The organism is Amnibacterium sp. (genome assembly GCF_051956055.1).
Lineage (GTDB): Bacteria > Actinomycetota > Actinomycetes > Actinomycetales > Microbacteriaceae > Amnibacterium.
Genome location: NZ_JBQCGC010000095.1, coordinates 41,980 through 65,058 on the forward strand (window position 1 = coordinate 41,980; position 23,079 = coordinate 65,058).

25 protein-coding genes are annotated in these 23,079 nt (G+C 75.1%); 10 read left to right on the forward strand and 15 right to left on the reverse strand.

Annotation, left to right across the window (positions count from 1 at the left end):
• The first annotated feature begins 87 nt into the window (after positions 1–87).
• Together ACTHLI_RS13670 and ACTHLI_RS13675 are read left to right on the forward strand one after the other, a co-directional pair.
• Positions 88–666, forward strand: a complete 579-nt coding sequence (locus tag ACTHLI_RS13670; protein ID WP_440184698.1) for a hypothetical protein — start codon at positions 88–90, stop codon at positions 664–666.
• A 49-nt stretch (positions 667–715) separates the two neighbouring features.
• The gene (locus ACTHLI_RS13675) at positions 716–1,336 is read left to right on the forward strand and encodes a class I SAM-dependent methyltransferase (RefSeq protein ID WP_440184701.1); all 621 of its coding nucleotides are present in this window, start codon (positions 716–718) and stop codon (positions 1,334–1,336) included.
• Positions 1,337–1,349: 13 nt separating this feature from the next.
• On the opposite strand, the gene rocD is transcribed toward ACTHLI_RS13675, so the two are convergent.
• Positions 1,350–2,552, reverse strand: a complete 1,203-nt coding sequence (gene rocD, locus ACTHLI_RS13680; RefSeq protein WP_440184703.1) for an ornithine--oxo-acid transaminase — start codon at positions 2,550–2,552, stop codon at positions 1,350–1,352.
• Positions 2,549–3,340: a dimethylargininase gene (gene ddaH, locus ACTHLI_RS13685; protein ID WP_440184853.1), complete on the reverse strand. Its 792-nt coding sequence runs from the start codon at positions 3,338–3,340 to the stop codon at positions 2,549–2,551. The genes rocD and ddaH overlap by 4 nt, the downstream gene beginning before the upstream one ends.
• 329 nt (positions 3,341–3,669) lie before the next feature.
• Here ddaH and ACTHLI_RS13690 point away from each other — a divergent pair, with 329 nt between their 5' ends.
• The 3 genes from ACTHLI_RS13690 to ACTHLI_RS13700 all read left to right on the forward strand — a co-directional run bounded on the left by ACTHLI_RS13690 (position 3,670) and on the right by ACTHLI_RS13700 (position 6,520).
• Positions 3,670–4,107 (forward strand): Lrp/AsnC family transcriptional regulator, encoded by a 438-nt coding sequence (locus tag ACTHLI_RS13690; protein WP_440184705.1) that lies wholly within the window; start codon positions 3,670–3,672, stop codon positions 4,105–4,107.
• A gap of 315 nt (positions 4,108–4,422) precedes the next feature.
• On the forward strand, positions 4,423–5,217 hold the full coding sequence (locus ACTHLI_RS13695; RefSeq protein ID WP_440184708.1) for a C40 family peptidase: 795 nt from the start codon (positions 4,423–4,425) through the stop codon (positions 5,215–5,217).
• Between the two features lie 67 nt (positions 5,218–5,284).
• Entirely contained in the window at positions 5,285–6,520 is a 1,236-nt protein-coding gene (locus tag ACTHLI_RS13700) for a DUF805 domain-containing protein (RefSeq protein ID WP_440184710.1), read from the forward strand.
• Between the two features lie 112 nt (positions 6,521–6,632).
• On the opposite strand, the gene ACTHLI_RS13705 is transcribed toward ACTHLI_RS13700, so the two are convergent.
• Positions 6,633–7,598: a DNA-3-methyladenine glycosylase family protein gene (locus tag ACTHLI_RS13705; protein ID WP_440184855.1), complete on the reverse strand. Its 966-nt coding sequence runs from the start codon at positions 7,596–7,598 to the stop codon at positions 6,633–6,635.
• Between the two features lie 81 nt (positions 7,599–7,679).
• Between ACTHLI_RS13705 and ACTHLI_RS13710 the strand changes: the two genes are divergently transcribed.
• Together ACTHLI_RS13710 and ACTHLI_RS13715 are read left to right on the forward strand one after the other, a co-directional pair.
• Positions 7,680–8,168, forward strand: a complete 489-nt coding sequence (locus ACTHLI_RS13710; protein WP_440184712.1) for a pyridoxamine 5'-phosphate oxidase family protein — start codon at positions 7,680–7,682, stop codon at positions 8,166–8,168.
• Between the two features lie 2 nt (positions 8,169–8,170).
• A complete protein-coding gene (locus tag ACTHLI_RS13715; RefSeq protein WP_440184715.1) occupies positions 8,171–9,106 on the forward strand; it encodes a zinc-binding dehydrogenase in 936 nt (311 codons plus the stop codon).
• 50 nt (positions 9,107–9,156) lie between these two features.
• Here ACTHLI_RS13715 and ACTHLI_RS13720 read toward each other — a convergent pair whose 3' ends face one another.
• Positions 9,157–10,182: a LacI family DNA-binding transcriptional regulator gene (locus ACTHLI_RS13720; protein WP_440184718.1), complete on the reverse strand. Its 1,026-nt coding sequence runs from the start codon at positions 10,180–10,182 to the stop codon at positions 9,157–9,159.
• A gap of 212 nt (positions 10,183–10,394) precedes the next feature.
• Between ACTHLI_RS13720 and ACTHLI_RS13725 the strand changes: the two genes are divergently transcribed.
• Complete coding sequence (locus tag ACTHLI_RS13725; protein ID WP_440184721.1) at positions 10,395–11,651, forward strand: multidrug effflux MFS transporter; 1,257 nt, start codon at positions 10,395–10,397, stop codon at positions 11,649–11,651.
• A gap of 59 nt (positions 11,652–11,710) precedes the next feature.
• On the opposite strand, the gene ACTHLI_RS13730 is transcribed toward ACTHLI_RS13725, so the two are convergent.
• From ACTHLI_RS13730 to hemE, 11 genes are all read right to left on the reverse strand, one after another.
• On the reverse strand, positions 11,711–13,114 hold the full coding sequence (locus ACTHLI_RS13730; protein WP_440184724.1) for a glutamate-1-semialdehyde 2,1-aminomutase: 1,404 nt from the start codon (positions 13,112–13,114) through the stop codon (positions 11,711–11,713).
• A complete protein-coding gene (hemB, locus tag ACTHLI_RS13735; protein ID WP_440184727.1) occupies positions 13,096–14,073 on the reverse strand; it encodes a porphobilinogen synthase in 978 nt (325 codons plus the stop codon). Before hemB ends, ACTHLI_RS13730 begins: the two co-directional genes overlap by 19 nt.
• Complete coding sequence (locus tag ACTHLI_RS13740; RefSeq protein WP_440184729.1) at positions 14,070–14,858, reverse strand: uroporphyrinogen-III synthase; 789 nt, start codon at positions 14,856–14,858, stop codon at positions 14,070–14,072. The genes hemB and ACTHLI_RS13740 overlap by 4 nt, the downstream gene beginning before the upstream one ends.
• Positions 14,855–15,796: a hydroxymethylbilane synthase gene (hemC, locus tag ACTHLI_RS13745; protein WP_440184731.1), complete on the reverse strand. Its 942-nt coding sequence runs from the start codon at positions 15,794–15,796 to the stop codon at positions 14,855–14,857. Before hemC ends, ACTHLI_RS13740 begins: the two co-directional genes overlap by 4 nt.
• Positions 15,793–16,968, reverse strand: a complete 1,176-nt coding sequence (locus tag ACTHLI_RS13750) for a ferrochelatase (RefSeq protein WP_440184734.1) — start codon at positions 16,966–16,968, stop codon at positions 15,793–15,795. Before ACTHLI_RS13750 ends, hemC begins: the two co-directional genes overlap by 4 nt.
• On the reverse strand, positions 16,965–17,627 hold the full coding sequence (gene hemQ / locus ACTHLI_RS13755) for a hydrogen peroxide-dependent heme synthase (protein ID WP_440184737.1): 663 nt from the start codon (positions 17,625–17,627) through the stop codon (positions 16,965–16,967). The genes ACTHLI_RS13750 and hemQ overlap by 4 nt, the downstream gene beginning before the upstream one ends.
• A 201-nt stretch (positions 17,628–17,828) precedes the next feature.
• Positions 17,829–18,092 carry a DUF3618 domain-containing protein gene (locus tag ACTHLI_RS13760; protein ID WP_440184740.1) on the reverse strand — a complete coding sequence of 88 codons (264 nt, stop codon included), beginning with the start codon at positions 18,090–18,092 and terminating at the stop codon, positions 17,829–17,831.
• The gene (locus ACTHLI_RS13765) at positions 18,082–18,492 is read right to left on the reverse strand and encodes a phage holin family protein (protein WP_440184742.1); all 411 of its coding nucleotides are present in this window, start codon (positions 18,490–18,492) and stop codon (positions 18,082–18,084) included. The genes ACTHLI_RS13760 and ACTHLI_RS13765 overlap by 11 nt, the downstream gene beginning before the upstream one ends.
• 5 nt (positions 18,493–18,497) lie before the next feature.
• Complete coding sequence (locus ACTHLI_RS13770; RefSeq protein ID WP_440184745.1) at positions 18,498–18,776, reverse strand: hypothetical protein; 279 nt, start codon at positions 18,774–18,776, stop codon at positions 18,498–18,500.
• Between the two features lie 59 nt (positions 18,777–18,835).
• Positions 18,836–20,212: a protoporphyrinogen/coproporphyrinogen oxidase gene (locus tag ACTHLI_RS13775; RefSeq protein WP_440184748.1), complete on the reverse strand. Its 1,377-nt coding sequence runs from the start codon at positions 20,210–20,212 to the stop codon at positions 18,836–18,838.
• Positions 20,194–21,210: a uroporphyrinogen decarboxylase gene (gene hemE, locus ACTHLI_RS13780; protein WP_440184751.1), complete on the reverse strand. Its 1,017-nt coding sequence runs from the start codon at positions 21,208–21,210 to the stop codon at positions 20,194–20,196. Before hemE ends, ACTHLI_RS13775 begins: the two co-directional genes overlap by 19 nt.
• Before the next feature lie 103 nt (positions 21,211–21,313).
• Between hemE and ACTHLI_RS13785 the strand changes: the two genes are divergently transcribed.
• Both ACTHLI_RS13785 and ACTHLI_RS13790 read left to right on the forward strand, forming a co-directional pair.
• Positions 21,314–22,585 carry a glutamyl-tRNA reductase gene (locus ACTHLI_RS13785; protein ID WP_440184753.1) on the forward strand — a complete coding sequence of 424 codons (1,272 nt, stop codon included), beginning with the start codon at positions 21,314–21,316 and terminating at the stop codon, positions 22,583–22,585.
• Positions 22,586–22,635: 50 nt separating this feature from the next.
• A complete protein-coding gene (locus tag ACTHLI_RS13790; protein WP_440184755.1) occupies positions 22,636–22,944 on the forward strand; it encodes a hypothetical protein in 309 nt (102 codons plus the stop codon).
• The last annotated feature ends 135 nt before the right edge of the window (positions 22,945–23,079 follow it).

Sequence of the window (23,079 nt, forward strand, 5' to 3'; positions counted from 1 at the left end):
AGAAGCCGGCCGCTTCAGCGCCGCTTCAGCGCCGCGCCGTCGGCTGGAAGGGCCGCGGCGGTCGCGGCACGAACCGAGGAGAACGACATGCCCGCTTCCATCCGACCCGCTACCCGGCGCGCGGCGATCATCGCCGGGGCCGCCGGGCTGGCCGTCATCGGCACGATCGGCGCCGGCGCCGCGGCCTTCGCGGACGGCGCACCCTCCCCCGCCGCGTCGACGTCCGCGTCGTCGACGGTCGCACCGGGCCCGCACGGCGGCCCGGACCGCGACGCCGGCCCGCACCACGCTCCGCACATCGGCGGCCGCGTCCTCACCGTCGACGGCCGCACGGTGACCGTGCAGGACCGGGACGGCTTCACGCGGACGATCGTCCTCGCGTCCGGAGCGAGCATCACGAAGGACGGGGCCGCCTCCTCCGTCGCGGCCATCGCGAAGGACACGTGGATCGAGGCGACCGGCACGGTGGACCGGAACGGGACCACGCTGGATGCGACCACAGTGACCATCGGCCGGCCCACGCCGCCGAAGGGCGGACCCGCGGGCCCGCGCGGAGCGGGGCCGGGTGCGCGCGCCGGCCAGAAGGACGCCCCGGCGACCCCGTCGACCGGCGCGACGAGCGCACCGAGCGCACCGAGCGCACCGAGCGCACCGGCCCGATCCTGATCCCTCCGGTGCCGGGTGGGCGCGCGCCCGGCACCGGACGGATGATGGCGTGGTGGACGACGCGACACGACGCAGCAGGGACTTCTGGGAGGGCCGCTACCTGGCCGCGGAGGCCGACGGGACCACCCTGTGGGGCGACGCGCCGAACGGCTGGATCGCCGAGCAGGTGGGCGCCCGCCTGCAGCGACCCGGCCGGGCGCTCGACATCGGGGCGGGGGAGGGGCGGAACGCGCTCTGGCTCGCCCGCCGCGGCTGGAGCGTGGTGGCGACCGACTTCTCGGCCGCGGCGCTGCAGGGGCTGCGCTCGCGCAGCGCCGGGCTGGACCTCGAGACGATCGAGGCGGACGCCACGACCTGGGCGGCTGCGGAGTCCGCCGACCTCGCCGTGATCTGCTACCGGCAGCTGCCCGCCGACTCGCTGGCCGCGGCGATCGCCCGCGCAGGCGAGTCCCTCCGGCGCGGGGGCGTCCTGCTCGGGATCTGGCACGACCGGGAGGACCTCGCGCGCGGCCTCGGGGGCACCATGACCCCGGCGATCCGCACGACGCCCGATGAGACGCGCGCCGCGGCGGAGGCGGCGGGCCTGCAGGTCGAGCTGAGCGGCAGGCGCGACCGCGAGACGGCCGCCGGAACGGCCTGCGACTGCCTCCTCATCGCGACCAGGCCCTGACGCCGACCGGGCGTCAGGGGCGCAGGGCGGCCTCGAAGACGTCGATCGCGTGGTGCAGATCCGCCTCCTGGATGACGATCGGGGGAGCGAACCGCACCGTCTGGCCGTGCGTGTCCTTGGCGAGCACGCCGCGGGCCATCATGCGCTCGCACACCTCCCGCGCGGTGCCGAGCGCGGGGTCGATGTCGACCCCTGCCCAGAGGCCGCGCGTCCGCACGGCGGTGACGCCGTGCCCGACGAGGGGCTCGAGCCGGCCGCGCAGCACGTCGCCGAGCTCACGGGCCCGCCGCTGCGGCTCACCGGTCGCGAGCATCTGCACGACCTCCAGCCCGACGGCCGCCGCGAGCGGGTTGCCGCCGAACGTCGACCCGTGCTCCCCCGGCCGGAGCACGCCGAGCACGTCCTCGTCGCCGACGACGGCCGATACCGGCACGATGCCGCCGCCGAGCGCCTTGCCGAGCAGGTAGAGGTCCGGGACCACGCCGACGAGGTCGCACGCGAACGTCGCGCCGACCCGGCCGAGGCCGGACTGGATCTCGTCGGCGATCATGAGCACCCGGCGCTCGTCGCAGATGCGACGCACGGCCGGCAGGTAGTCCTCGGGAGGCACGACGACACCGGCCTCGCCCTGCACCGGCTCGAGCAGCACCGCGACCGTCGTGTCGTCGATCGCGGCCTCGAGCGCCTCCGCCGAGCCGTACGGCACGATCCGGAATCCGGGGGTGTACGGGCCGAAGCCGTCCCGGGCGGACGGGTCGTCGCTGAACGACACGATCGTGGTGGTGCGACCGTGGAAGTTGCCGCTCGCGACCACGATCGTCGCGGCGCCGTCCTGGACGCCCTTGACGCGGTAGCCCCAGGCGCGCGCGACCTTGATGCCCGACTCGACCGCCTCCGCACCGGTGTTCATCGGCAGCACCATCTGCTTGCCCGCCAGGGCCGCGAGCTCCCGGGCGAACGGTTCGAGCCGGTCGTTCTCGAACGCGCGGCTCACGAGCGTCACCCGGTCGAGCTGCTGCTTGGCTGCTGCGATCAGGCGGGGGTGGCCGTGCCCGAAGTTCACCGCGGAGTACGCGGCGAGCAGGTCGAGGTACCGGCGCCCGTCCGTGTCGGTGACCCACGCGCCCTCCCCCGAGGCGATCTCGACGGGCAGCGGGTGGTAGTTGCGGGCGAGCGCGCTCGGCCGCGTCCCCTCGACGAGGTGCGTGCCGCTCATCGCTCGCCCCGCAGCTCGAGCGTGCAGCACTTCACACCGCCACCGCCGAGCAGCAGCTCGGCGAGGTCGAGCCCGATCGGCGTGTAGCCGCGGTCGCGCAGCGACGCCTCGAAGCCGGTCGCCCGCGAGGCGATGACCACGTTGCGGCCGTCGGAGATGGAGTTGAGCCCGAGCCAGCGGGCATCCTCGATGCCGACCTCCACCGCGTCGGGGTAGCGGCGCGCGAGCTCGGCCCTGGACGCCTCATCGAAGGCCTCGGGGAGGTAGGCGATGTTCGCGTCGGCCCCCACCGGATCGAGCACGGCGAGCGCCGTGTCGAGGTGGTAGAACCGCGGGTCGACGAGCCGGAGGGTGACGACCTCGCGGCCGGTCACGCCCGCGAGCTCGGCGTGGCTCTCGACGCTCGTCCGGAAGCCGGTGCCGGCCAGGATCACGTCGCCGACGAGCAGGAAGTCGCCTTCGCCCTCGTTCACCTCCTGCGCCTCGTGCACGCGGAAGCCGTGCGCCCGGAACCAGTCGCCGTACGCGGGGCCCTCCGGCTGGCGCTCCGGATGGGTGAACCGCGCGGTGTAGGCGACGCCGTCGAGGGTGAAGCCGCCGTTGGCCGCGTAGACCATGTCCGGCAGACCGGCGATCGGGTCGATCAGCTCGACCTCGTGACCGAGCGCGACGTAGGTGTCGTACAGCGTCTGCCACTGGCCGAGCGCCACCGAGGTGTCGGTCGGGTCCTCCGGATTCATCCAGGGGTTGATCCGGTACGCGACGGTGAAGTGCTCGGGCCGGCACATGAGGAAGCGGCGCCGGAGCGCGGCACGTTCCCCCTGGAGGGCGGAGGCGGGGACGGGAAGCGACACGACGGTCCTTTCGTTCGGGTGACGCTGAACGGTGCCGGACCAGGTCGACGGCTCTTCCAGTGTGCCTGCGAAATCGCGCAACGGCCGCGGATCCCACGCAATCCCGCTGCGTCCGCGCCCGCGGGACGCAACGATCCGCGGGTCTCGTGCCTCCGTCGCGCCGACCCGATCATCCGCTTCCCGCGAGCGCGCGCGGCGAGCGGGGCGCGCACCGATGCTGCGCGGACAGCCTCCTGGACGCAATGGAGTCCTACGCTTTTCGCATGGATGCCATCGACTCCCGCATCATCGACCTCCTGAAGCGCAATGCACGGTCCGCCTACGGCGACATCGGCGCGGTCGTGGGCCTCTCCGCCTCCGCGGTGAAGCGCCGGGTGGATCGACTGCTCGCCGAGGGCGTCATCCGGTCGTTCACGGTGCAGGTGGACCCCGCGACCGAAGGCATGAGCACGGAGGCGTGGGTCGAGCTGTTCTGTCGGGGCACGGTGTCCCCGACCGAGCTGCGGCGCATCCTCTCCGCCGTGCCGGAGGTGGTGTACGCGGGCACCGTCACGGGCAGCGCGGACGCGATCGTGCACATGCGCAGCCGGGACATCCCGAGCCTCGAGCTGGCGCTCGAGCGGGTCCGCGTCGCGCCCAACGTGGACCACACGCGCAGCGCCATCGTGCTGTCGCGCCTCGTGAACCGCACGAGCGCCTGATCGGCGCCGGATTCCGCTGAGCGGGATCCGATGCGACCATCGGCGCTGCCCTGGGAATCCCGGGCACGACCTGGGGTTCGAGTGCCTCGACGGGGCCGATCCGACCACACCGCGGGGCCGCCGCCGGCGACCCGCTCGCACTCGGCGTGATCGTCCTGTTACCTTCCTCCGCGACAACCCGCCGTCCTCCCGATGCCCCCGGGGAGACGCCCATCCGGCGCCAGCGCCATGGCCGACGACACCCGCGTCCGGCCGGCCTCCGGCGCGCCTGCGGCATGCCTTCGACCTGCCGCGCCCGACGTCAAGGAGTCCCCCATGCGCATCCGGACCGCCGCTCGGCGCACCGCGCTCGTCCTGACCGGCGCAGCGACCGCAGCCGCTGTCGCCGTCGGCTGCGTCGTCGCAGCGGCACCCCACTCCGCCCCGGACGCAGCGGCCCCCTCCGCCGCCCGGCAGACGGCCGTCGAGCAGCTCGTGCAGGCCCGGCTCGCCGTCCTCGAGGGCCAGGCCGATCGGGCCGGCCGGACGGCGCAGCTCGCCGACGAGGCCGTGCTCGAGCACGACACCACGGCGAACCGGGCCGCCGCGGACCGGGCCGAGCGGGCGCTCGCCACGCTGGCCGCGCAGCAGACCCCCGAGCTCGACGGGCTGCTCGGCCGCCTGACCGCCCTCGGCGTGCACGTCGGTGCCCCCACCGCCGACGGCGCCGTCGTCACCACCGCGGCGCTGGTGGGGCGAACGAAGGCGCTGCGTGCCGTGTCCTTCGCTCGCAAGCAGATCGGCGATCCGTACGTGTTCGCCGCCGCGGGGCCGCACCGCTACGACTGCTCCGGGCTGACGATGCGGTCGTACCAGGCGGTGCACGTCGGCATCGGCGGCCACAGCGCGACCGCGCAGTGGCGGACGGCCAAGCGGCACCACCGGCTCGTCTCGTACGCCCACCGCAAGCCGGGCGACCTCATCTTCTACGGGCGTCCCGGCGCGGTGTACCACGTCGCGATCTACGTGGGGCACAACCGGATGATCGAGGCACCGTACCCGGGCAAGCGGGTGCGGGAGGTGCCGGTGCGCAGCTTCCAGCGGCTGTCGCAGGTCGGACGGCCCGCGTAGCCGGACCCCTCGGGCACGGGCCGTCGCTACAGTCGAGCGGTCCGTGTTCGAGCGCGTCAGGAGCGGTATGCCCGTCGACCCCACCGATCCCGATCTGCCGCTGTACGGCGCCTCCCCGCTGACGGCCTACGCGCGGTACTGGCGCCGGTACGTGGTGTTCTCGGGCCGCGCGAGCCTCTCCGAGTACTGGTGGACGGTGCTGATCAGCGTGGTGATCGCCGTCGTGCTCGGGGCCGCGGGCGCGATCCTGCTGGCGATCGGAGCAGCGATCGCCAGGCAGGGCTCGGGCTTCGCCGCGATCCCGAACGCGGTCGGCGCCGTGCTGCTGTTCACGCTGGTGGTCTTCGCCCTCGCGCAGATCGTCCCCAGCATCGCGCTCACCGTGCGGCGCCTGCACGACGCGAACCTCTCCGGGCTCCTCTTCCTCCTCGGTCTCATCCCGTCCGTCGGGGGCCTCATCCTGCTCGTCCTGAGCGTGCTGCCCGCGAACCCCGACGGTCGCCGCTTCGATCAGGGGGCCACCGCATGGCCGCCGTCCGCTCCGGCCGCCCCAGCGACCTCCGCCGCGGCTCCTCCGGCCGCGCCCTCCTCGGCCGCCTCGGCGGCGAACGGCGGGTTCGACGCGTGGCCGGCTCCCGCCGATCCGGCGCCGAGCACCGCGCCCCTCCCGGTGCTCCGATCCGCCGACGCCGCGTCGGCGCCCGAGGACGCGCTCACCGCCGCGTGGGGCGCCATCGGCGAGGTCGAGCCGGTCGAGCCGCGGCTCGGCGTGCAGCCCTCCTGGCGCCGGCAGGGCTACCTGCTGGTCCGGCGGGCCGACGGGCTGCAGCTCCTCGCGACGAACGGGCTCGCCGCATCGGAGGGCGCCGCCGCGCTCGGCGCCGGTGCCGAGGTGTACCTCGCGAGCCCGGCGCTCGGCGCCGACCCGGACGCCGTGGCCGACGGGTGGCGGTTCACGGTCGTCGCGGCGGTCGCCAGACGCATCGGGGCGAGCGGGATGCACCTGCCCGCCGAGCTCGAGCAGTTCGGCGCGCTCTCGATGGCGGTTCCCGCCGACGCGCCCGACGGCTGGCGGAACGAGGACGGCCGGGTCGGCGTGCTGATCGGCGTCGGGGTGCCCGAGGTGCCCGACTCGGTCGCCACCGCTGCGGGCGAGGTCCGGCTGGTGGGACTCACGCCGCTGCGCCCGCAGGAGCTGCAGCGCATCCTCGACGGGGGCAGGGAGGCGCGGTCCGCGATCGCGGGACGGCTCGCAGCGCTCCCTCCTGCCGCCCTCACCGATCCGGAGCGCCCCGCCGTCTGACCCGACCTGCTCCGCCGCGCGGCGCCGGTCGGCTCCCACCCCTTCGTCGTTCAGGAGATCCTGCCGCCACCGGCGAAATCCTCCTGAACGACGAAGGGAGTGGGGCCTCGGCTCAGTGGAAGCGGTGGTCCTGGGGCGCGAGCCGCTGCGCCCGCCGGGGCACGGCGACGCCCGAGGCGACGATGAGGCGCATCACCCGCTGCCGATGCCCCCGCCACGGCTCGAGCAGCTCGAGCATGCCCGCGTCGTCGACCTTCCTACCGATCAGGGCCGTGCCGACGATCCCGGGCAGGTGCAGGTCGCCGAAGCTCGGGGCGTCCGGGTCGCCGTGCGACCGCTGCGTCGTCTCTGCGGCGGTCCAGATGCCGACGCCCGGCACGCTCCTGAGGCGCTTCGCGACCTCCGCACCGCCCCGGCCGAGGCCGAGGGTGCGCTCGAGGCCCGGCGCGACGGCCGTGGCCGCCATCACCGCCGCCGACCGCTTCGGGTCGACGCCGGCGCGGTGCCAGTCCCAGGAGGGGATGCGCCGCCACGTCTCCGCGGTCGGCGCGACCCGCATGCCGTCGGGGGCCGGACCGGGCGCGCGCTCGCCGTGGCGCCGGAGGAGCCACGCCCACGCCCGGTGCGCATCGACCGTGGCCACCTTCTGCTCGAGGATCGCCGCGACCAGCATCTCGAGCACCTGCCTGCACCTGGTGAGGCGCAGCCCCTGCTGACGGCGCCGCGTCTCCGCGAGCAGCGGTACGGCGGCGACGTCGAGGTCGCTCCAGTCGTCCCCGTCGCCGAGCAGCTCGGGCACGCCGTCGATGGCCCACTCGGCTCCTTCGCCCCATGCGGCGGCGTGCACGGCGCCGTCGCCGTGCTGCGCGAGCCGCAGTGTCGCGGGACCCTCGGGCGTCCGCACCGTCCGCCACACGACCGGGCGGTCGGGCTCGCGCCGGAACGTCGGATCACCGGCGCCGCGACGGAGCACCCGGACGGTCGCGAGGAGGTCGACGGGATCCGCGGGCGCGTAGACGGTCCGCACCGCCGGGACGGCGCCGAGCGCCGGACTCGCTGTCCCCCGCACGGGGGACAGCGTAGGAACGCGAGCGGCGCGCTCCCGCATCGACACGCCGCCCGCAGGCTTCTCACCTCCCGACGGACTACCGTCCCGCGGATGGCGACACAGGACGAGACCGAGCGGCTCCGCGCACTCATCGACAAGGCGCGCATCGGCATCATCACGACCGTCAGCGCGGACGGGCAGCTGGTGAGCCGCCCCATGACGCTCGAGCAGCGCGAGTTCGACGGCGACCTCTGGTTCTTCACCGAGGACCCGTCCCACAAGACGGACGAGGTGCGGGCGAACCCGCAGGTCAACGTCGCGCTCCAGTCCGGCAAGGGCTGGGTCTCGATCGCGGGCGAGGCGCACGTGGTCAAGGACGCCGCCAAGATCGACGAGCTCTGGGACACCGGCGCCGAGGCCTGGTTCGAGGGCGGCCGCGACGACCCGAAGGTGGCGCTGCTGCAGGTGTCGGCGCGGACCGCGGAGTACTGGGCCTCCGACGACCCGAAGCCGGTCGTCCTCTTCAAGTACGCCAAGGCCGCGGTGACGGGCGGTCGCCCGGACGTCGGCGAGGCCCGCACCGTCGAGCTCGACGGCTGACCGTGCGCGCGATCCTCGCCACGGAACAGGGCGCACCCGCGCGCCTGACCGACCGCCCGGACCCGGAGGGCGCCGCCGTCACCGGGCTCTGGTCCTCGCTCAACTACAAGGACGCCCTGGCGGTCGCCGGACAACCCGGGGTGCTCCGGTCGCTCCCCATGGTGCCGGGCATCGACGTGGTCGGCCGCGACGACGCCGGACGGACGGTCATCGTGACGGGCGCCGGGCTCGGGGAGCGGGTCGACGGCGGCCTCGCCGACCGGGTCGCGATCGACCCGTCGACGGCCGTCCCCGTCCCGGACGCGTTCACGCCGCAGCAGGCCGCAGCCATCGGCACCGCGGGGGTCACCGCGGCGCTCTCGGTGCTGGCGTTCGAACGCGCGGGCATCCCGGACGGTCCCGTGCTCGTCACCGGGGCGGGCGGGGGCGTCGGCGGATTCGCGATCGCGCTGCTCGCCGCCGGCGGCCGGGAGGTGCACGCCGCGACGGGCCGCGCCGCGGCGCTCGGCGACCACCTGCGCGCCCTCGGCGCTGCGGAGGTAGTGGACCGGCTGCCCGCCGAAGCCGGGCGCCCGCTGCAGCGGGCCGCCTGGGCCGGCGTCGTCGATTCCGTGGGCGGTGGCGCGCTGGTCAACGCGATCGCCCAGACGCTCCCCGGGGGCGTGGTGGCCGCGTGTGGGCTCGCCGCATCGCCCGACCTGCCGGGTTCGGTGCTGCCCTTCATCCTCCGCGGCGTCACCCTGGCCGGCATCTTCTCCGTCGACCTCGAGCCGCAGCGCCGGGCGGAGGCGTGGGAGCTGCTCGCCGAGCGGATCGACGCGGCCACCGTCGACCGACTCGTCGAGCGCACGATCGGGCTCGAGGAGGTGCCGTCGGCAGCGGAGGACGTGCTCGCGGGCCGCGTCCGGGGCCGGATCGTCGTGCGCCTCACGGCCTGACGCCGCTGCGGGGGCCCTGCGCGGCTGACGGGGCGGCGCGCGCCGCCCCATCAGCCGCGGGTCGCCCCCGGAGCGCGGTCGGGCACGGACCGGCTCGGCGGAGCGGTCGACGTCCTGACGACGAGCTCCACCGGCGCGGGCGCGGTGCTCACGGCCCCCCGGCGCACGCCCAGCTCGGCGAGCAGCAGCGCCGCGGCCCTCGCCCCCTGCTCGGCGGGTGACTGCCGCACGGTCGTGAGCCCGAATGCGGCCGAGAACGGCAGGTCGTCGAGCCCCGCGACCGACACGGCCTCGGGGACGCGCAGCCCCAGCCCGCGCGCCGCGAGCATCACGCCGTACGCGGCCTCGTCCGAGGCCGCGAAGACCGCGGTGGGGCGGTCGGCGCCGGCGAGGAGTCGCAGCGCCGCGGCGCGACTCGCCTCCAGCTGCATGCCCCCCGAGACGAAGAGGCCGTCATCGGGGTCGACCCCCGCCTCGGTGAGCAGCTCGGCCCACGCCGCCCGCCTGGCACCCACCACGAACGCGTTCAGCCCCGGCTCGCGGTCACCGCCGACGTGCCCGATCCGGCGGTGTCCCAGGTCCAGGAGGTGACGGACGGCGAGCCGGGCGGCCTCCGCCTCCGGGATCCCGATGCCGCGCACGCCGGCGACGCGGCCGCCGACGGTCACCACCGGCTCACGCACCTCCCGGACGACGCGCTGCTCCTCCTCGTCGAGCCCGAACCCGTTCACGATGTGGGCGGACGCGTTCCCCGCGTGCAGCTCCGCCGCGGTCAGCCGCCGCCGCTGGCCGCCCGCCTCGCCGAGGTTCACCAGGCTCGTCGCCCACCCCGCCTGGCGCAGCGCCGCGTCCACCCCCTCGACGACCGACGAGTAGAACCACGGCGTCAGCGCCGGCGTGACCACGGTCACCGCCTTCGGGCGCCCGGTGGCGAGCGCGGAGGCGCTGCGCGAGGCGACGAAGCCGAGACGATCAGCGGCCTCGCGGACCGCTTCCGCGGTCTCCGGGGCGACGTGCCGCAGGTCCCGCAGGGCCCGGGACACGGTGGCCTCCGACACCCCCGCCAGCCTGGCCACGTCCCGGATCGTCGCCGGCATCCCACCCGTTCCCCGCAGTCCGGTCGATCCGGGCACGGACAACGCTACGACCCGTGCAGCGCCCGCGTGGCGATTTGCTCCGCAACCGCTTGCAGATCGAGCCTGCACGCGCCTCCACGAGCGTCGACGCCGGATCCGGTGTCCCCGTGTCCGGGCCGGCGCTCCACCGCTTTCGATCCGTTCAGGAACCCGTGTCCACGAACACCGCCGCCATCCCCGTCATCCGACCCGCCGTGTCGCCGGGCGACGCCCTCCACCGGCGCGCCCGCACGACCGTCGTCGTGGTGCTCGGGCTGCTCGTCGCGCTCGGCCCGTTCACGACCGACCTGTACCTGCCGGCCTTCCCCGCGGTGCAGGCCTCGTTCCGCACCTCCGACGTCGCGATCCAGCTGACCCTGTCGGCGACGATCCTCGGCTTCGCGCTGGGACAGCTCGTCGTCGGTCCGCTCTCCGACCGCTTCGGCCGGCGCGTGCCCCTGCTCGCGGCCACGACGCTGCACGTGCTCACCTGCCTCGGCGCCGCCGTGGCCCCGAACGTGGGCGTGCTCGCGGCGCTGCGGCTGCTGCAGGGCGTGGGGGCGGCAGGCGGAGGCGTCGTCGCGGCGGCGATGGTGCGCGACCTGTTCCACGGGCACCGGCTGGTCCGCATGCTCGCGAACATGGGGCTCGTCTCCGGGCTGGCGCCCATCCTCGCGCCGCTGATCGGGTCCCAGCTGCTCGCCGTCCTCGACTGGCGCGGCCTCTTCGTCTCCCTCGCGATCTACGGCGCCGCCGCGCTCTCGCTCGCCGCGTTCTCGCTCGGCGAGACCCGTCGGTCGGACGGTGGATCGGCCGATCGCCGCGGCACGGTGCGGGCCCGCTACCGGGCCGTGCTCTCCGACCGGGTGTTCGTCGGCGCTGCGGTCGTGGGCGCGATGCAGGGTGCCGGGCTGTTCTCGTACCTCGCGGTGTCGCCCTTCCTGCTGCAGGACCGCTACGGCCTGAGCCCGCAGCAGTACGGGTTCGTGTTCGCGGTGAACTCGGTCGGGGTGATCGTCGGCGCGCAGTCCGCAGCGCGGGTCATGCGCCGGGTCGGCCCCCAGTGGATCCTCGTCGCCACGATCTCCGCGCAGCTGCTGAGCGCGGTGGCCCTCGTCTCGACGGCGCTGTACCCGGCGCCGCTGGTCGCGGTCATCGCTCCCCTGTGCCTGTTCATGACGGCCTGCGGCTTCGCGTTCCCGAGCGTGCAGGTGCTGGGGCTGATCCACCACGGGGAGGAGGCGGGCACCGCCGCGAGCCTCCTCGGCGTCGGCAACTTCGGGCTCGCCGCGATCATCCCGGTGCTCGTCGGCCTGCTCGGCTCCGCGGCCGCGTCGTCGATCGGGATCGTGGCATCGGTCGGTGGCGTGTGCGCGGCGACCGCGATGCTCCTCCTGATCCGCCCGAGGACGGTCCCGCCGATCGCGTAGCCGCCCGCGGCCGACCACGACGTGCGCTCGGAGTGGCCTCGGGGCGAGACCACCCCGGGTCAGGCGGGCGGGGTCGCCGCCGCTGCGGCCCGTGCCGCGGCGGGCAGCGCCGCCTCGACCCGCGCGAGCGCGGCGTCGTCGTGCGCCGCCGTGAGGAACCACGCCTCGAACACCGAGGGCGGCAGGCTGACGCCCTGCTGGAGCATCGCGTGGAAGAAGGCGGGGTGCCGCCACGCCTCCTGCTCGCGGACCTCGTCGTAGTCCCTGGGCGGCCGGTCGAGGCCGAACGCGACGCTGAACAGGTTCCCCGCCCGCGAGATCGCGTGCCGGACCCCCGCCTCCGTGAGCGCCGAGCCCACCGCGGCGACGACGCGGTCCGCTGCGGCGTCGACGCGGGCGTACACGTCCTCGTCCGCCGCATGGAGGGTCGCGAGGCCCGCGGCGACGGCGAGCGGGTTCCCCGACAGCGTGCCTGCCTGGTACACCGGGCCGAGCGGCGCGAGGAGGTCCATGACCGCCGCTCGGCCACCGAGCGCGGCGAGGGGCATGCCCCCGCCGATCACCTTGCCGTAGGTGAGCAGGTCGACGTCGACGGCGCCGGCGGGATCGAGCGCCCACCAGCCGCCCGCGTGCACGCGGAACCCGGTCAGCACCTCGTCCATGATCACGAGGGCACCGTGCGCGTGCGCCACCTCGACGAGGGTGCGGTTGAAGTCGGCGTCCGGTGCGACGACCCCCATGTTCGCCGCGGCGGCCTCCGTGATCACCGCGGCGATCCGGCCGGGGTGCCGCTCGAACGCGAGCCGGAGCGCGCCCTCGTCGTTGTACGGCAGCACGAGCGTCTGCGCCGCGATCTCGGCGGGGACGCCCGCGGAGGCGGGCAGTGCGAGCGTGGCGACGCCCGAGCCCGCATCGGCGAGCAGGCCGTCGGAGTGCCCGTGGTAGTGCCCGGCGAACTTCACGATCAGCGGCCGGCCGGTGGCGCCCCTGGCGAGCCGCACCGCGGTCATCGTCGCCTCGGTCCCCGTGGACACGAGGCGCAGCCGCTCGACGGGGGAGCGGCCGTCGCGGCGCACCCGCGCGCGGACGAGCTCGGCCAGCTCGACCTCGCCCTCGGTGGGCGCCCCGAAGGAGAGCCCCCGGTCGGCGGCGCGCTTCACCGCCTCGACGACGGCCGCGTGGCCGTGCCCGAGCAGCGCGGGTCCCCAGCTGGCGACGAGGTCCACGTACTCGCGGTCCTCCGCGTCGTAGACGTAGGGGCCGGAGGCGCGCTGCACGAAGCGCGGGGCTCCCCCGACCGAGCGGTAGGCGCGGACGGGCGAGTTGACCCCACCTGGGATCGAGCGCTGTGCCCGCTCGAACAACCGGGCGTTCGCGTCGAACGGCTCCTGCGGCCCGGGGCCGCTCGGCTCGGCGGCGGCGTCCGCGAGGTGCGCAGCGCCGGTCAGCGGTTCCTCAGCCATCCGGCCACCTCCACGGCCCAGTAGGTGAGCACCGCATCGGCGCCCGCGCGCCGGATCGCGGTGATCGACTCGAGGATCGTGCGCTCGCGGTCGATCCAGCCGTTCCGCGCAGCGGCCTCGACCATCGCGTACTCGCCCGACACCTGGTAGGCCCAGACGGGCACCGGGCTCTCCCGCGCGACGTCGGCGAGCACGTCGAGGTAGAACGAGGCCGGCTTGACCATGACGACGTCGGCGCCCTCCTCGACGTCGAGCACCGCCTCGCGGCGCCCCTCGCGGCGGTTCGCCGGGTCGAGCTGGTAGGTGCGGCGGTCGCCCTGCAGCGCCGACTCGACCGCGTCGCGGAACGGCCCGTAGAGCGCGGAGGCGTACTTCGCGGCGTAGGCGAGCAGCAGCACGTCCTGCCTGCCCGCCGCGTCCAGCGCCTCGCGCACCGCGGCGACCTGGCCGTCCATCATCCCCGACAGCCCGAGCATGGCCGAGCCGGCGTCCGCCTGAGCGAGGGCCATCTCGCGGTAGCGGAGCAGCGTCGCGTCGTTGTCGACGCTGCCGTCGGGGGCGAGCACCCCGCAGTGCCCGTGATCCGTGAACTCGTCGAGGCAGAGGTCGGTCTGCACGACCAGCGCGTCCCCGACCTCCTCCGCCACCGCCCGGGTCGCGACGTTCAGCACGCCGTCCGGGTCGCTGCCGCCCGAGCCCACCGCATCGCGGTGCTCGGGGACGCCGTAGAGCATGATCCCGCCCACGCCCGCCTCAGCGGCCTCGACGGCGGCGCGGCGCAGGCTGTCGAGGCTGTGATGCAGGGTGCCCGGCATCGACTCGATGGGTCGGGGTTCGGTGATGCCCTCCCGGACGAAGGCGGGGAGCACGAGCTGGGCGGGGTCCAGCCGGGTCTCCGCGACGAGGCGGCGGACGGCGGCCGACTGGCGGATGCGGCGGGGGCGGATGGGGAGGTTCACGGCAGTGGTCCCTGCATGGTTCGGTGGAGGGCGAGCTCCACGAGCGTGTCGATGAGCGACTCGCTGCTGCGCTCGCGGGCGACGAGGTCGACGCGCAGGCCGGCGGCCTCGGCGTCGACGGCCGTGCGCGGGCCGATGCACGCGATGACGGTGCGCGACGGCACGAGCCCGATCTGCATCGAGATCTGGTTGGCCACGCTGCCTGAGGTGATGAGGATCGCGTCGAACTGGCCGGCCGCGACGCTCGCGATCGTCTCCGGTGCGATCGGCACCCCGACGGTCCGGTACGCGACCACCGCGTCGACGTCGTGCCCTGCGGCCCGCAGGCCGTCGGTGAGCACGGGCTTCGCGATGTCGCTGCGGAGGGCGAGGATGCGCAGCGGCACGACGCCGTCGGTCGCGTCGGCCCACTCGGCGAGCAGCCCGGCCGCGGAGTTGTCCCGCCGTGGCACGAAGTCGACGCGGTAGCCGACGGCCCCGAGCGCGGCGGCCGTCGTCTCGCCGACCGCCGCGACCTTCGTGCGCTCGGGGATGACGACCCGGTGCGCCGCGAGCACGTCGACCGTGGTGGCGCTCGTGATCGAGATCCAGTCGTACTCCCCCGCCCGGAGCCGCTCGAGCCCGCGGTCCAGGGCGGGCTCGTCGGCCGTGCCCGCGAAGTTGATCGAGGGCGCGACGACGGGGTTCGCGCCCCGGAGGCGCAGCTCCGCGGCGACGCCGTGACCCCACGGACCGCCGCGCGGCACGAGCACGCGCCAGCCGCGGAGCGGCTTGTCCGCGCTCATGCGGAGGCTCCGAGCGGAGCGAGTTCGGCGGCTCCGGCAGCGAGGAGGTCGCGCGCGAGCGCCTCCGCCGCGGCGAGGAGCACCGCGGGGCGGTCGCGGCCCGCGAGGTCCACCGCGGTCCGCCGGTCGATCCGCCGGCCGCCACCGGGGCGGTGCACCGCGGCCCACAGCTCGGCGGTCCCCTCGTGCACGGCGCTCGCGACGCCGATCGGCGCGGCGCAGCCGGCCTCGAGCAGCCCGAGCACGCGACGTTCGGCGGTCGCGGCGTCCCGGGCGACGGGATCGGTCAACCGGGCGACGAGCGCCCCGATCGTCGTGGCGGGGTCGGCGTCCGCCGCGCGGACCTCGATCGCGAGCGCCCCCTGGCCGGCCGCGGTGGGCCACGCGTCCAGCTCGAGCACCTCCGTGACCGCCTCCAGCCTGCCCAGCCTTGCGAGGCCGGCACGCGAGAGCACCACCGCGTCGAGGTCGCCGTCGCGCACCCGGCCGAGGCGCGTGTCGACGTTGCCCCGCAGGTCCACCACCCGCAGGTCCGGCCGCCGGTCGACGAGCTGCGCGTGGCGGCGGGGCGAGCCCGTGCCCACCGTCGCGCCCGCGGGGAGGCCGGCGAGGTCGAGCCCGTCGCGCGCGCACAGCACGTCCCGCGCGTCCTCGCGCTCGGGCACGCCCGCCACGACGAGGCCGGGGGCGGGAGCGACCGGGAGGTCCTTCAACGAGTGGACGACCAGGTCCACCGCACCCCCGGCGAGGGCGGCCCGCAGCGCGCCGGCGAACACGCCGGTACCGCCGATCTGCGCGAGCGACGCCTTCGACACGTCCCCGTCGGTCGTGACGGTCACCAGCTCGCACTCGGTTCCGAGCGCCCGGATCGCGTCCCGGATCGTCCCGGCCTGCGCGAGCGCGAGCGCGCTCCCCCTCGTGCCGAGCCGGACCGTCACGGAGCGAGCCCCGCGACCGCCGGACGGAACCCGAGCCTGGCGTTCTCGCAGCACCCTGGCCGGCAGACGTCGTACCAGGGTCCGAGCGCGGTCTCCGCCGGTCGCTCCGCGGTCGGGGTGCCGTGCACCCGCTCGAGCACGAGGTCGACGAGGCCGGCCACGTAGGCCGGGTCGACGCCGGGCGTCGGGGTCCTCACCGCGACGAGACCGAGCTCCGCCGCGGTCGCCTTCGCCTCCTCGTCGAGGTCCCACATGACCTCCATGTGGTCGGAGACGAAGCCGAGCGGCACGAGCAGCACACCCTTCACGCCGCGCTCCGCGAGCGTCGCGAGCGCGTCGTTCACGTCGGGCTCGAGCCAGGGCTGGCTCGGGGGGCCGCTGCGCGACTGGTAGACGAGATCCCACGGCACGTCCCGGCCGGACCTCGCCATGACGACCTCGGCGACCGCCCGGTGCTGGGCCGCGTACGCGCCGCCCTCGCCGAAGCCGCGCTCGTGAGGCCCGCTGCGGGACGCGTCCCCGGTCGGGTTCGAGTGGGTGCAGAACAGCACGTGGGCCTGGGTGGCGAGATCGATGCCCGGCACCCGCCGTTCGAGCTCGGCGAGCCCGTCCGCGACGCCCGCGACGAACGGCGCGACGAAGCCGGGGTGGTCGAAGTACTGGCGCACCTTGTCGATGACCATCGTGTCCGCGAGCCCCGTCTCGTCGAGCTCGCGCGCGAAGTCCTCGCGGTACTGACGGCAGGAGGAGTACGAGCTGTATGCGCTCGTCGCGATGGCGATCAGCCGGGTGTCGTCCGCGGCGGCCGCCTCACGCAGCGCCTCCGAGAGGTACGGCGCCCAGTTGCGGTTGCCCCAGTACACGGGCAGGTCGACGCCCCTCGCGGCGAGCTCCGCTTCGAGGGCGGCCTTCAGCGCGCGGTTCTGCGCGTTGATGGGCGAGACGCCGCCGAAGTGCCGGTAGTGGTGCGCGACCTCCTCCAGCCGCTCGTCGGGGATGCCGCGGCCGCGGGTGACGTTGCGGAGGAACGGGATGACGTCGTCCTGCCCCTCTGGGCCGCCGAAGCTCGCGAGCAGGATGGCGTCGTACGCGACGGGCTCCTCCACGTGCTCGGGGCCGGAGACCGCGGCCTCGGAGGCGTTGCGCACGGCGCCGAGGTTCACGGCCGTCACGACAGCACCTCGACCAGCTCGTCGAGCTCGATGCGGCGGCCCGTGAAGAACGGGGTCTCCTCGTTCACGTGGAGCCGGGCCTCGGTGGCGCGGAGGGCGCGCATCATGTCCACGAGGTCGGTGAGCGAGTCGGACTCCATGGGCAGGATCCACTCGTAGTCGCCGAGCGCGAACGCCGCGACCGTGTTCGCGACCACCGACGTGTACGCGGCGCCCTTCCTGCCGTGCTCGGCGAGCATGCGCTTCCGGTCGTCCTCCGGGAGCACGTACCAGTCGTAGCCGCGGACGAAGGGGTACACGGCCAGCCACGCGCGGGGACGCTCGCCGCGCAGGAAGCCGGGCACGTGGCTGCGGTTGAACTCCGCGTCGCGGTGCACGCCGAGCGCACTCCAGGTGGGCAGGAGCGGCGCGATCATCGCCGTGCGGCGGATGCGGCGCAGCGCCGACTGCAGGACGGCGGGATCGTCGCCGTGCAGCCAGAACATGAGGTCCGCGTCGGCCCGGAGACCCGAGACGTCGTAGATCCCGCGCGTCGTCACGCCGCGTTCGGCGAGCTCGTCGAGCACGTGGGCCAGGTGCTCCGGCGTCTCGTCGCCCGGTATCTGTCCAGCGGTCCCTCGGCGGAACACGGCCCAGAGGGCCCAGCCCTCGTCTGTCATGGTGCGGTACTTCCTTCGCCGGCAGCGCGTTCTGGTTCGTCCGCGCGGGCGGCTGCGACCCGCACGGCGGTCGGCACGCACTCGAGCGCGCCCGTCGTCGGCCGCGTCCGCGCGGGCCGCCACCAGTGTCGCACCCGTTCCCGAGCGCCTCGTCCCGGCCCGGGATGCCCGGGCCGGGACGAGATCGTGGACCGGGCGGTGCTACCGCCTCGCCGCACTCCGGACGATCAGCGCCGTCACGCCTGCGACCAGACCGAGCGCGCTCGCGATCGCGGCGTACACGTACTCCGGGTGATCCTGCCGGATCGCGTCGAGCCGCTCGATCGCGTCGCGCACGGCCTCGCGGACGCGCTTCGGCACGTCGAGGCGGTCCTCGATCGCATCGAGGGTCTCCGCGAGCCGCTGGCGGGTCGCCTCGATGTCCGACCGGATCTCCGAGAGCTGCCGCTCCTTGTCATCGGTCATACTGCTGGACCCCCTTGAACGCCTTCACGTCGTCTTTCACGCTGTCGACCGCCTCCTTGGGCACCGGAGGCACGCCCTTCTTGAGCCGCGACACCCCGATGAGCGCCAGCACCACCGCGACGAGCAGCAGCGCCACCCCGACGATGAGGGCGGACAGCCAGAGCGGCAGGGCCTCCCCGATGCCGAGGATCACCGCGGCCATGAGCGGGAACGCGGCGAAGTACAGGAACACCGCGGCGCCCAGGAAGAGGGCGATGCCGATGCCCGCGCTCTTCAGGCGGCCGACGGCCTCCCGCTTGATCTGCTCGAACTCGTCCCGGATGAGGGTGGTGATGAGCCCCGGCAGCTCACCGATGAGTGCGAAGACGGACTTCTTGCCGTCGCTCCTCTCGGCCGCCATCGTCGTCAGATGGACGGCGACGGGGCGCCGTCGTCGTCGGTCTTCTTCACCTTCGCGGCCACCTTCTTCGCCTGGCCGACGACGGCGTCCTGCACCTCCGGCGCCTTCTCCTTGACGAAGCCCTGGACGGTGCCGACGACCTCGTGCACGCCCTTCTGGACGTTGCGGTCGTTCCAGAGGCGGTCGGCGGCCGCCTTGATCTGCTCATAGCGCCGCCGGCCGGCCCGCGCTCCGAGGACGTACCCGACGGCTGCGCCGGCGACGAACAGGATTCGGCCCTGCATGGCTCACCCCTTTTTGGATCGAAGGAATCGGGCCACTGTATCGAGGGCCGACTGTGTGCTCAGGAGCTTCCCGACGGATGATCAGGAGCCTCGAGGCTCGCCGCCCTCTCGGCGCCGGCCACCACGGAGGCGAGCCCCGTGCCCGCCACCCAGGAGCCGGCGACCGTCAGGCCCGCAGGCAGCGCGGTCCGAGCGAGCGCGCTGCGGACCGCGAGCGTCTCGGGTGCGAGCGCCGGCGCGCTGTCGGTCCACACCGCGTCCGCCCGAGCGGCGACCGCGATCCGGTCGACCCCGAGCAGTGCGGCGGCGTCCGCGGCGGCGACGCCGTCCGGCACCTCGTCGCCGCCGCGGTACGACAGCCGGAGGTAATGCGTACCCGGCTCGACGCGGTCGCGCAGCCATGGCCACTTCGCGGTGAGGTGGGTGATCGCGGTCGCCCGCACCCCTTCGCGGCCGGCGGCCCGGAGCACACCCGTGCCGCGCGGCGCCGCGTCCAGGCGGCGGTCCGGCACCTGGAGGAGCACCGCCCGCGTGCGCGCCGGCGCGGGCAGCGGCAGCGCCGCGAGCGCCGGCGCGGCGTCGGCGAGCAGCTCGAGCGCGGTCGCGCCGTCCGCCGCGACCACGACCCGGTCCGCCTGCAGATCCTCCTCGGCGGTGACGACCGTGATCGGGCCCCCGAGCGGATCCGGGTGCACGCCGATCACCCGCGACCCGAGCCGCAGATCGACCCCCGCCGCGCGCAGCCCGTCGGTCAGCGCCGTCACCAGGCGGTGCACGCCGCCGGCGATGCCCTGGGCGGCGGCACCAGGAGGCGCTGCGGCGCGCAGCTCGAGCACCGCGCCCGACAACGTGCCCGCCCGGGTGAGCGCCGCGTTCAGACCCGGGGCGACCGCGTCGAGCGGCACCTCGTCCGGGTCGGCGCCGTACACGTTGCCGACCACCGGGGCGACGAGCCGATCGAGGACGCGGTCGCCCATCCGCCGCCGCACGAGCGGGCCGAGCCGGTCGTAGCGACCGACCCCCAGCACCGGGAGCAGCCGATCGACGTAGGCCCGTGCCGCGCCGCCCGCACCGAGGACCCGGATCACGTCGGTGGCGAGCGGCGAGGAGGGGATGCCGAGCAGCCCGGCGCTCGGGAGGGGCACCGTCCTGTCGGGGAGGGCGACCCAGGCGGACCCCGCCGGGTCCTGCACGTCCGCACCGAGCCCGAGCCGGTCGACGAGGGCCCGGACGGCGCCGCCGCGCACCGCGAAGCTCTCGGCGCCCGTGTCGAGCACCACACCGCCGAGCTCGGTGGCGGCGACCCGGCCGCCCAGGCGGTCCGCGGCTTCGAGCAGCACGACGTCCGCACCGCCCAGCACGAGCCGTCGCGCGGCGACCAGCCCCGCGACGCCCCCGCCGATGACGACCGCGCGCATCAGCGCCGGTGCGTCCACTCGACGATGCGCGTGAGCACGCCGGGGTCGGTGTCCGGCGGCACCCCGTGACCGAGGTTGAGCACGTGGGCCGGTGCGGCGCGACCTGCGGCCGCCACCGCCTCCAGATGCCGCTCCAGCACCGGCCACGGCGCGGCGAGCAGCGCGGGATCGATGTTGCCCTGGACGGGGGTGCTCCCCCCGAGCAGCGCGGAGGCGGCGTCCAGCGGGAGCCGGTGATCCACGCCGACGACGTCCGCGCCGGCATCCCTCATGGCGGGCAGGAGGAGCGCGGTCCCGGTGCCGAAGTGCACCTTGGGCACGTCGTGCACGGCGGCGAGCGCCGCCGCCGACGCGGGGAGCGCGCCGGCCCGGTAGTCCGCCTCCGACAGCGCACCCGCCCAGGAGTCGAACAGCTGCACGGCCCGGGCGCCGCTGCGGACCTGGGCCGCCAGGAACGCGCCGGAGATCCGAGCGAGGTACCCGGTCAGCGTCCGCCACGCCTCCGGCTCCGCGTGCATCAGGGTGCGCGCGCGGAGCTGGTCCTTCGACGGGCCACCCTCGACGACGTAGGAGGCGAGGGTGAACGGCGCGCCCGCGAAGCCGATGAGCGGCACGTCGCCCAGCTCCGCGACCGTGCGCGCGACCGCCTCCTCGATCGGTGCGAGCGCCTGGGGGTCCAGGTCGTGGGCGACGAGGTCGGCGAGGTCCGCCGCGTCGCGCACCGGCCGGCCGAACACCGGTCCCCTGCCGGGGACGATCTCCACGTCGACGCCGGCGAGCTTCAGCGGGACGACGATGTCGCTGAAGAAGATCGCGGCGTCCACCCCGTGCCGGCGCACGGGCTGGAGCGTGATCTCCGCCGCGAGCTCCGGGGTGAGGCACGCGTCGAGCATGACCGTGCCGGCGCGGCTGGCCCGGTACTCGGGTAGGGAGCGGCCCGCCTGGCGCATGAACCACACCGGCAGCCGGTCGGGTCGGATGCCGCGGTAGGCGGACAGCAGCGGGGAGTTCGACACGGTGCGGCATCCTGCCAGGGCCCGCTCGCAGCGTGCACGGCACCTGGTCGGCTCCGCGTCCCCGCACGGGGCTCCGATTCGACGGCTGGTAGAATCTCGCGCCGTGCTCACCGCCTTGACCGCCGACTACCGCAGCGCGGGGTTCGAGGTCCTGGAGCGGCTGGCCACCGTCTCCCCCGAGTCGATCGCGCGGTTCGTGGACTCGCGCCCCGAGGTCCGCGGCGGCGTGCTGCTCGCGACCTGCAACCGGTTCGAGGCGTACCTCGACGCGGCCGACGGCGCGGAGGTCGAGCAGCTGCTGGCGTTCGCCGCCGCGGAGGCCGGCGTGGACGCAGCAGCGGTCGCCACCGCCGCGGAGCGCCGCACCGGCACCGACGTCGCCGGGCACCTCTTCGCGGTCTCGAGCGGCCTGGAGTCGCTCGTCGTCGGCGAGGCGGAGATCGCCGGCCAGGTCTCCCGCGCGCTCGAGGCGGCGCGCGCGCTCGGCACCACGACGCCCGACCTCGAGCGCCTCTTCCAGCGCGCCTCCCGCACCTCGAGCGCCGTGCAGCAGCGGACCAGGGTCGGCAGCGCCGGCCGCAGCATCGTCCGGCTCGCGCTCGATCTCGCCGAGAGCCGCTTCGCCGACTGGGCCACGACCCGGGTGCTGCTGATCGGCACCGGCACCTACGCACGCGCGACCCTCGCCGCGCTGCGCGACCGCGGGGTGAGCGAGGTGCTCGTGTACTCGCCGAGCGGCCGCGCGCTGCGGTTCGCGCAGCGGGAGGGCGTGACAGCGGTGGAGCGCGCCGATCTGCCGCACCGTCTCGCGGTCGCCGACCTCGTCATCTCCTGCAGCATCGCGACCACGCCGATCCTCGACGCGGCCAAGCTGCGTCGGGCCCGCTCCGCGGTGGCGGCACCGAGCCGGCAGCTCGTCGTCGACCTGGGCATGCCGAGGAACGTCGAGCCCGACGTCGAGCAGCTGGAGGACGTCGAGCTGCTCGACCTCGAGACCATCGGGCGGCACGCGCCGCTGCCCGAGCTGCAGGCGACCGACGACGCGCTCGCGCTCATCGCCGAGGCCGTCGCCGAGTACGGCGCCGATCAGCGGGCGACCGCGGCGACACCGGCCGTCGTGGCGTACCGGGCGCACGTCTTCGAGCTCGTCGACCAGGAGCTCGAGCGCCTCCGGCGCCGCGGTGAGGCGACCGAGACGGTTGAGCGCGCCATGCGACACCTCGCAGGCGTCCTCGTGCACACCCCCTCCGCCAGGGCGAAGGCGCTGGCGGCGGCGGGCGAGGCGGACCGGTTCGCCGCCGCGATCGAGACCGTCTACGGGCTCGTCCCGGAGGCGACCGAACGCCGGGAGCCGGGCGCCGACCTCGCCGGATGATCCGGCGGCGACCCGGCTCGCATACGTAACGCCTGCGTATCATCTGGGGCGTGACCTACCGCGTCGTGATCCCGCGCAGCATCCCGTTCGACGACTCGAACCGGGTTCAGCGCGAGGTGTGGAAGCGCGGCTACAGCACGCGTCTCGCCGGCCGTGACGTGGCCCACCCCGATCACCTGGTCGTCGAGTTCCTCCGCCTCGTCGACGAGCTCCCGGAACCCGCCGACGTGCCCGCGCTCGAGCAGGACCTCGAGCGCCTGCTGTCCGGCAGCCGCATCCACGCGCCGTTCAACGGCCGGGGCGGCTGGGTCGAGACGGTGCAGAACCGGCCGCAGCGCGCGACGAAGCGCTCCGCCTGACCCCTCAGACCCTTCATTTTGAAGGGGATTCGGTCCGCCCCTTCGTCGTGGAGCGCTCCGGCTGAACCTTCATATTTTGAAGGGGATTCGGCGCACAGGATCAGAGCAGGCGTCGACGGCCGACGCCGAATCCCC

Bases quoted from the DNA above. Each gene is read 5' to 3' on its own strand.
- ACTHLI_RS13670 (WP_440184698.1), top strand. From the start codon at position 88: ATGCCCGCTTCCATCCGACCCGCTACCCGGCGCGCGGCGATCATCGCC.
- rocD (WP_440184703.1), bottom strand. From the start codon at position 2,552: ATGAGCGGCACGCACCTCGTCGAGGGGACGCGGCCGAGCGCGCTCGCC.
- ddaH (WP_440184853.1), bottom strand. From the start codon at position 3,340: ATGTGCCGGCCCGAGCACTTCACCGTCGCGTACCGGATCAACCCCTGG.
- ACTHLI_RS13690 (WP_440184705.1), top strand. From the start codon at position 3,670: ATGGATGCCATCGACTCCCGCATCATCGACCTCCTGAAGCGCAATGCA.
- ACTHLI_RS13695 (WP_440184708.1), top strand. From the start codon at position 4,423: ATGCGCATCCGGACCGCCGCTCGGCGCACCGCGCTCGTCCTGACCGGC.
- ACTHLI_RS13700 (WP_440184710.1), top strand. From the start codon at position 5,285: ATGCCCGTCGACCCCACCGATCCCGATCTGCCGCTGTACGGCGCCTCC.
- ACTHLI_RS13710 (WP_440184712.1), top strand. From the start codon at position 7,680: ATGGCGACACAGGACGAGACCGAGCGGCTCCGCGCACTCATCGACAAG.
- ACTHLI_RS13730 (WP_440184724.1), bottom strand. From the start codon at position 13,114: ATGGCTGAGGAACCGCTGACCGGCGCTGCGCACCTCGCGGACGCCGCC.
- ACTHLI_RS13740 (WP_440184729.1), bottom strand. From the start codon at position 14,858: ATGAGCGCGGACAAGCCGCTCCGCGGCTGGCGCGTGCTCGTGCCGCGC.
- hemQ (WP_440184737.1), bottom strand. From the start codon at position 17,627: ATGACAGACGAGGGCTGGGCCCTCTGGGCCGTGTTCCGCCGAGGGACC.
- ACTHLI_RS13760 (WP_440184740.1), bottom strand. From the start codon at position 18,092: ATGACCGATGACAAGGAGCGGCAGCTCTCGGAGATCCGGTCGGACATC.
- ACTHLI_RS13765 (WP_440184742.1), bottom strand. From the start codon at position 18,492: ATGGCGGCCGAGAGGAGCGACGGCAAGAAGTCCGTCTTCGCACTCATC.
- ACTHLI_RS13770 (WP_440184745.1), bottom strand. From the start codon at position 18,776: ATGCAGGGCCGAATCCTGTTCGTCGCCGGCGCAGCCGTCGGGTACGTC.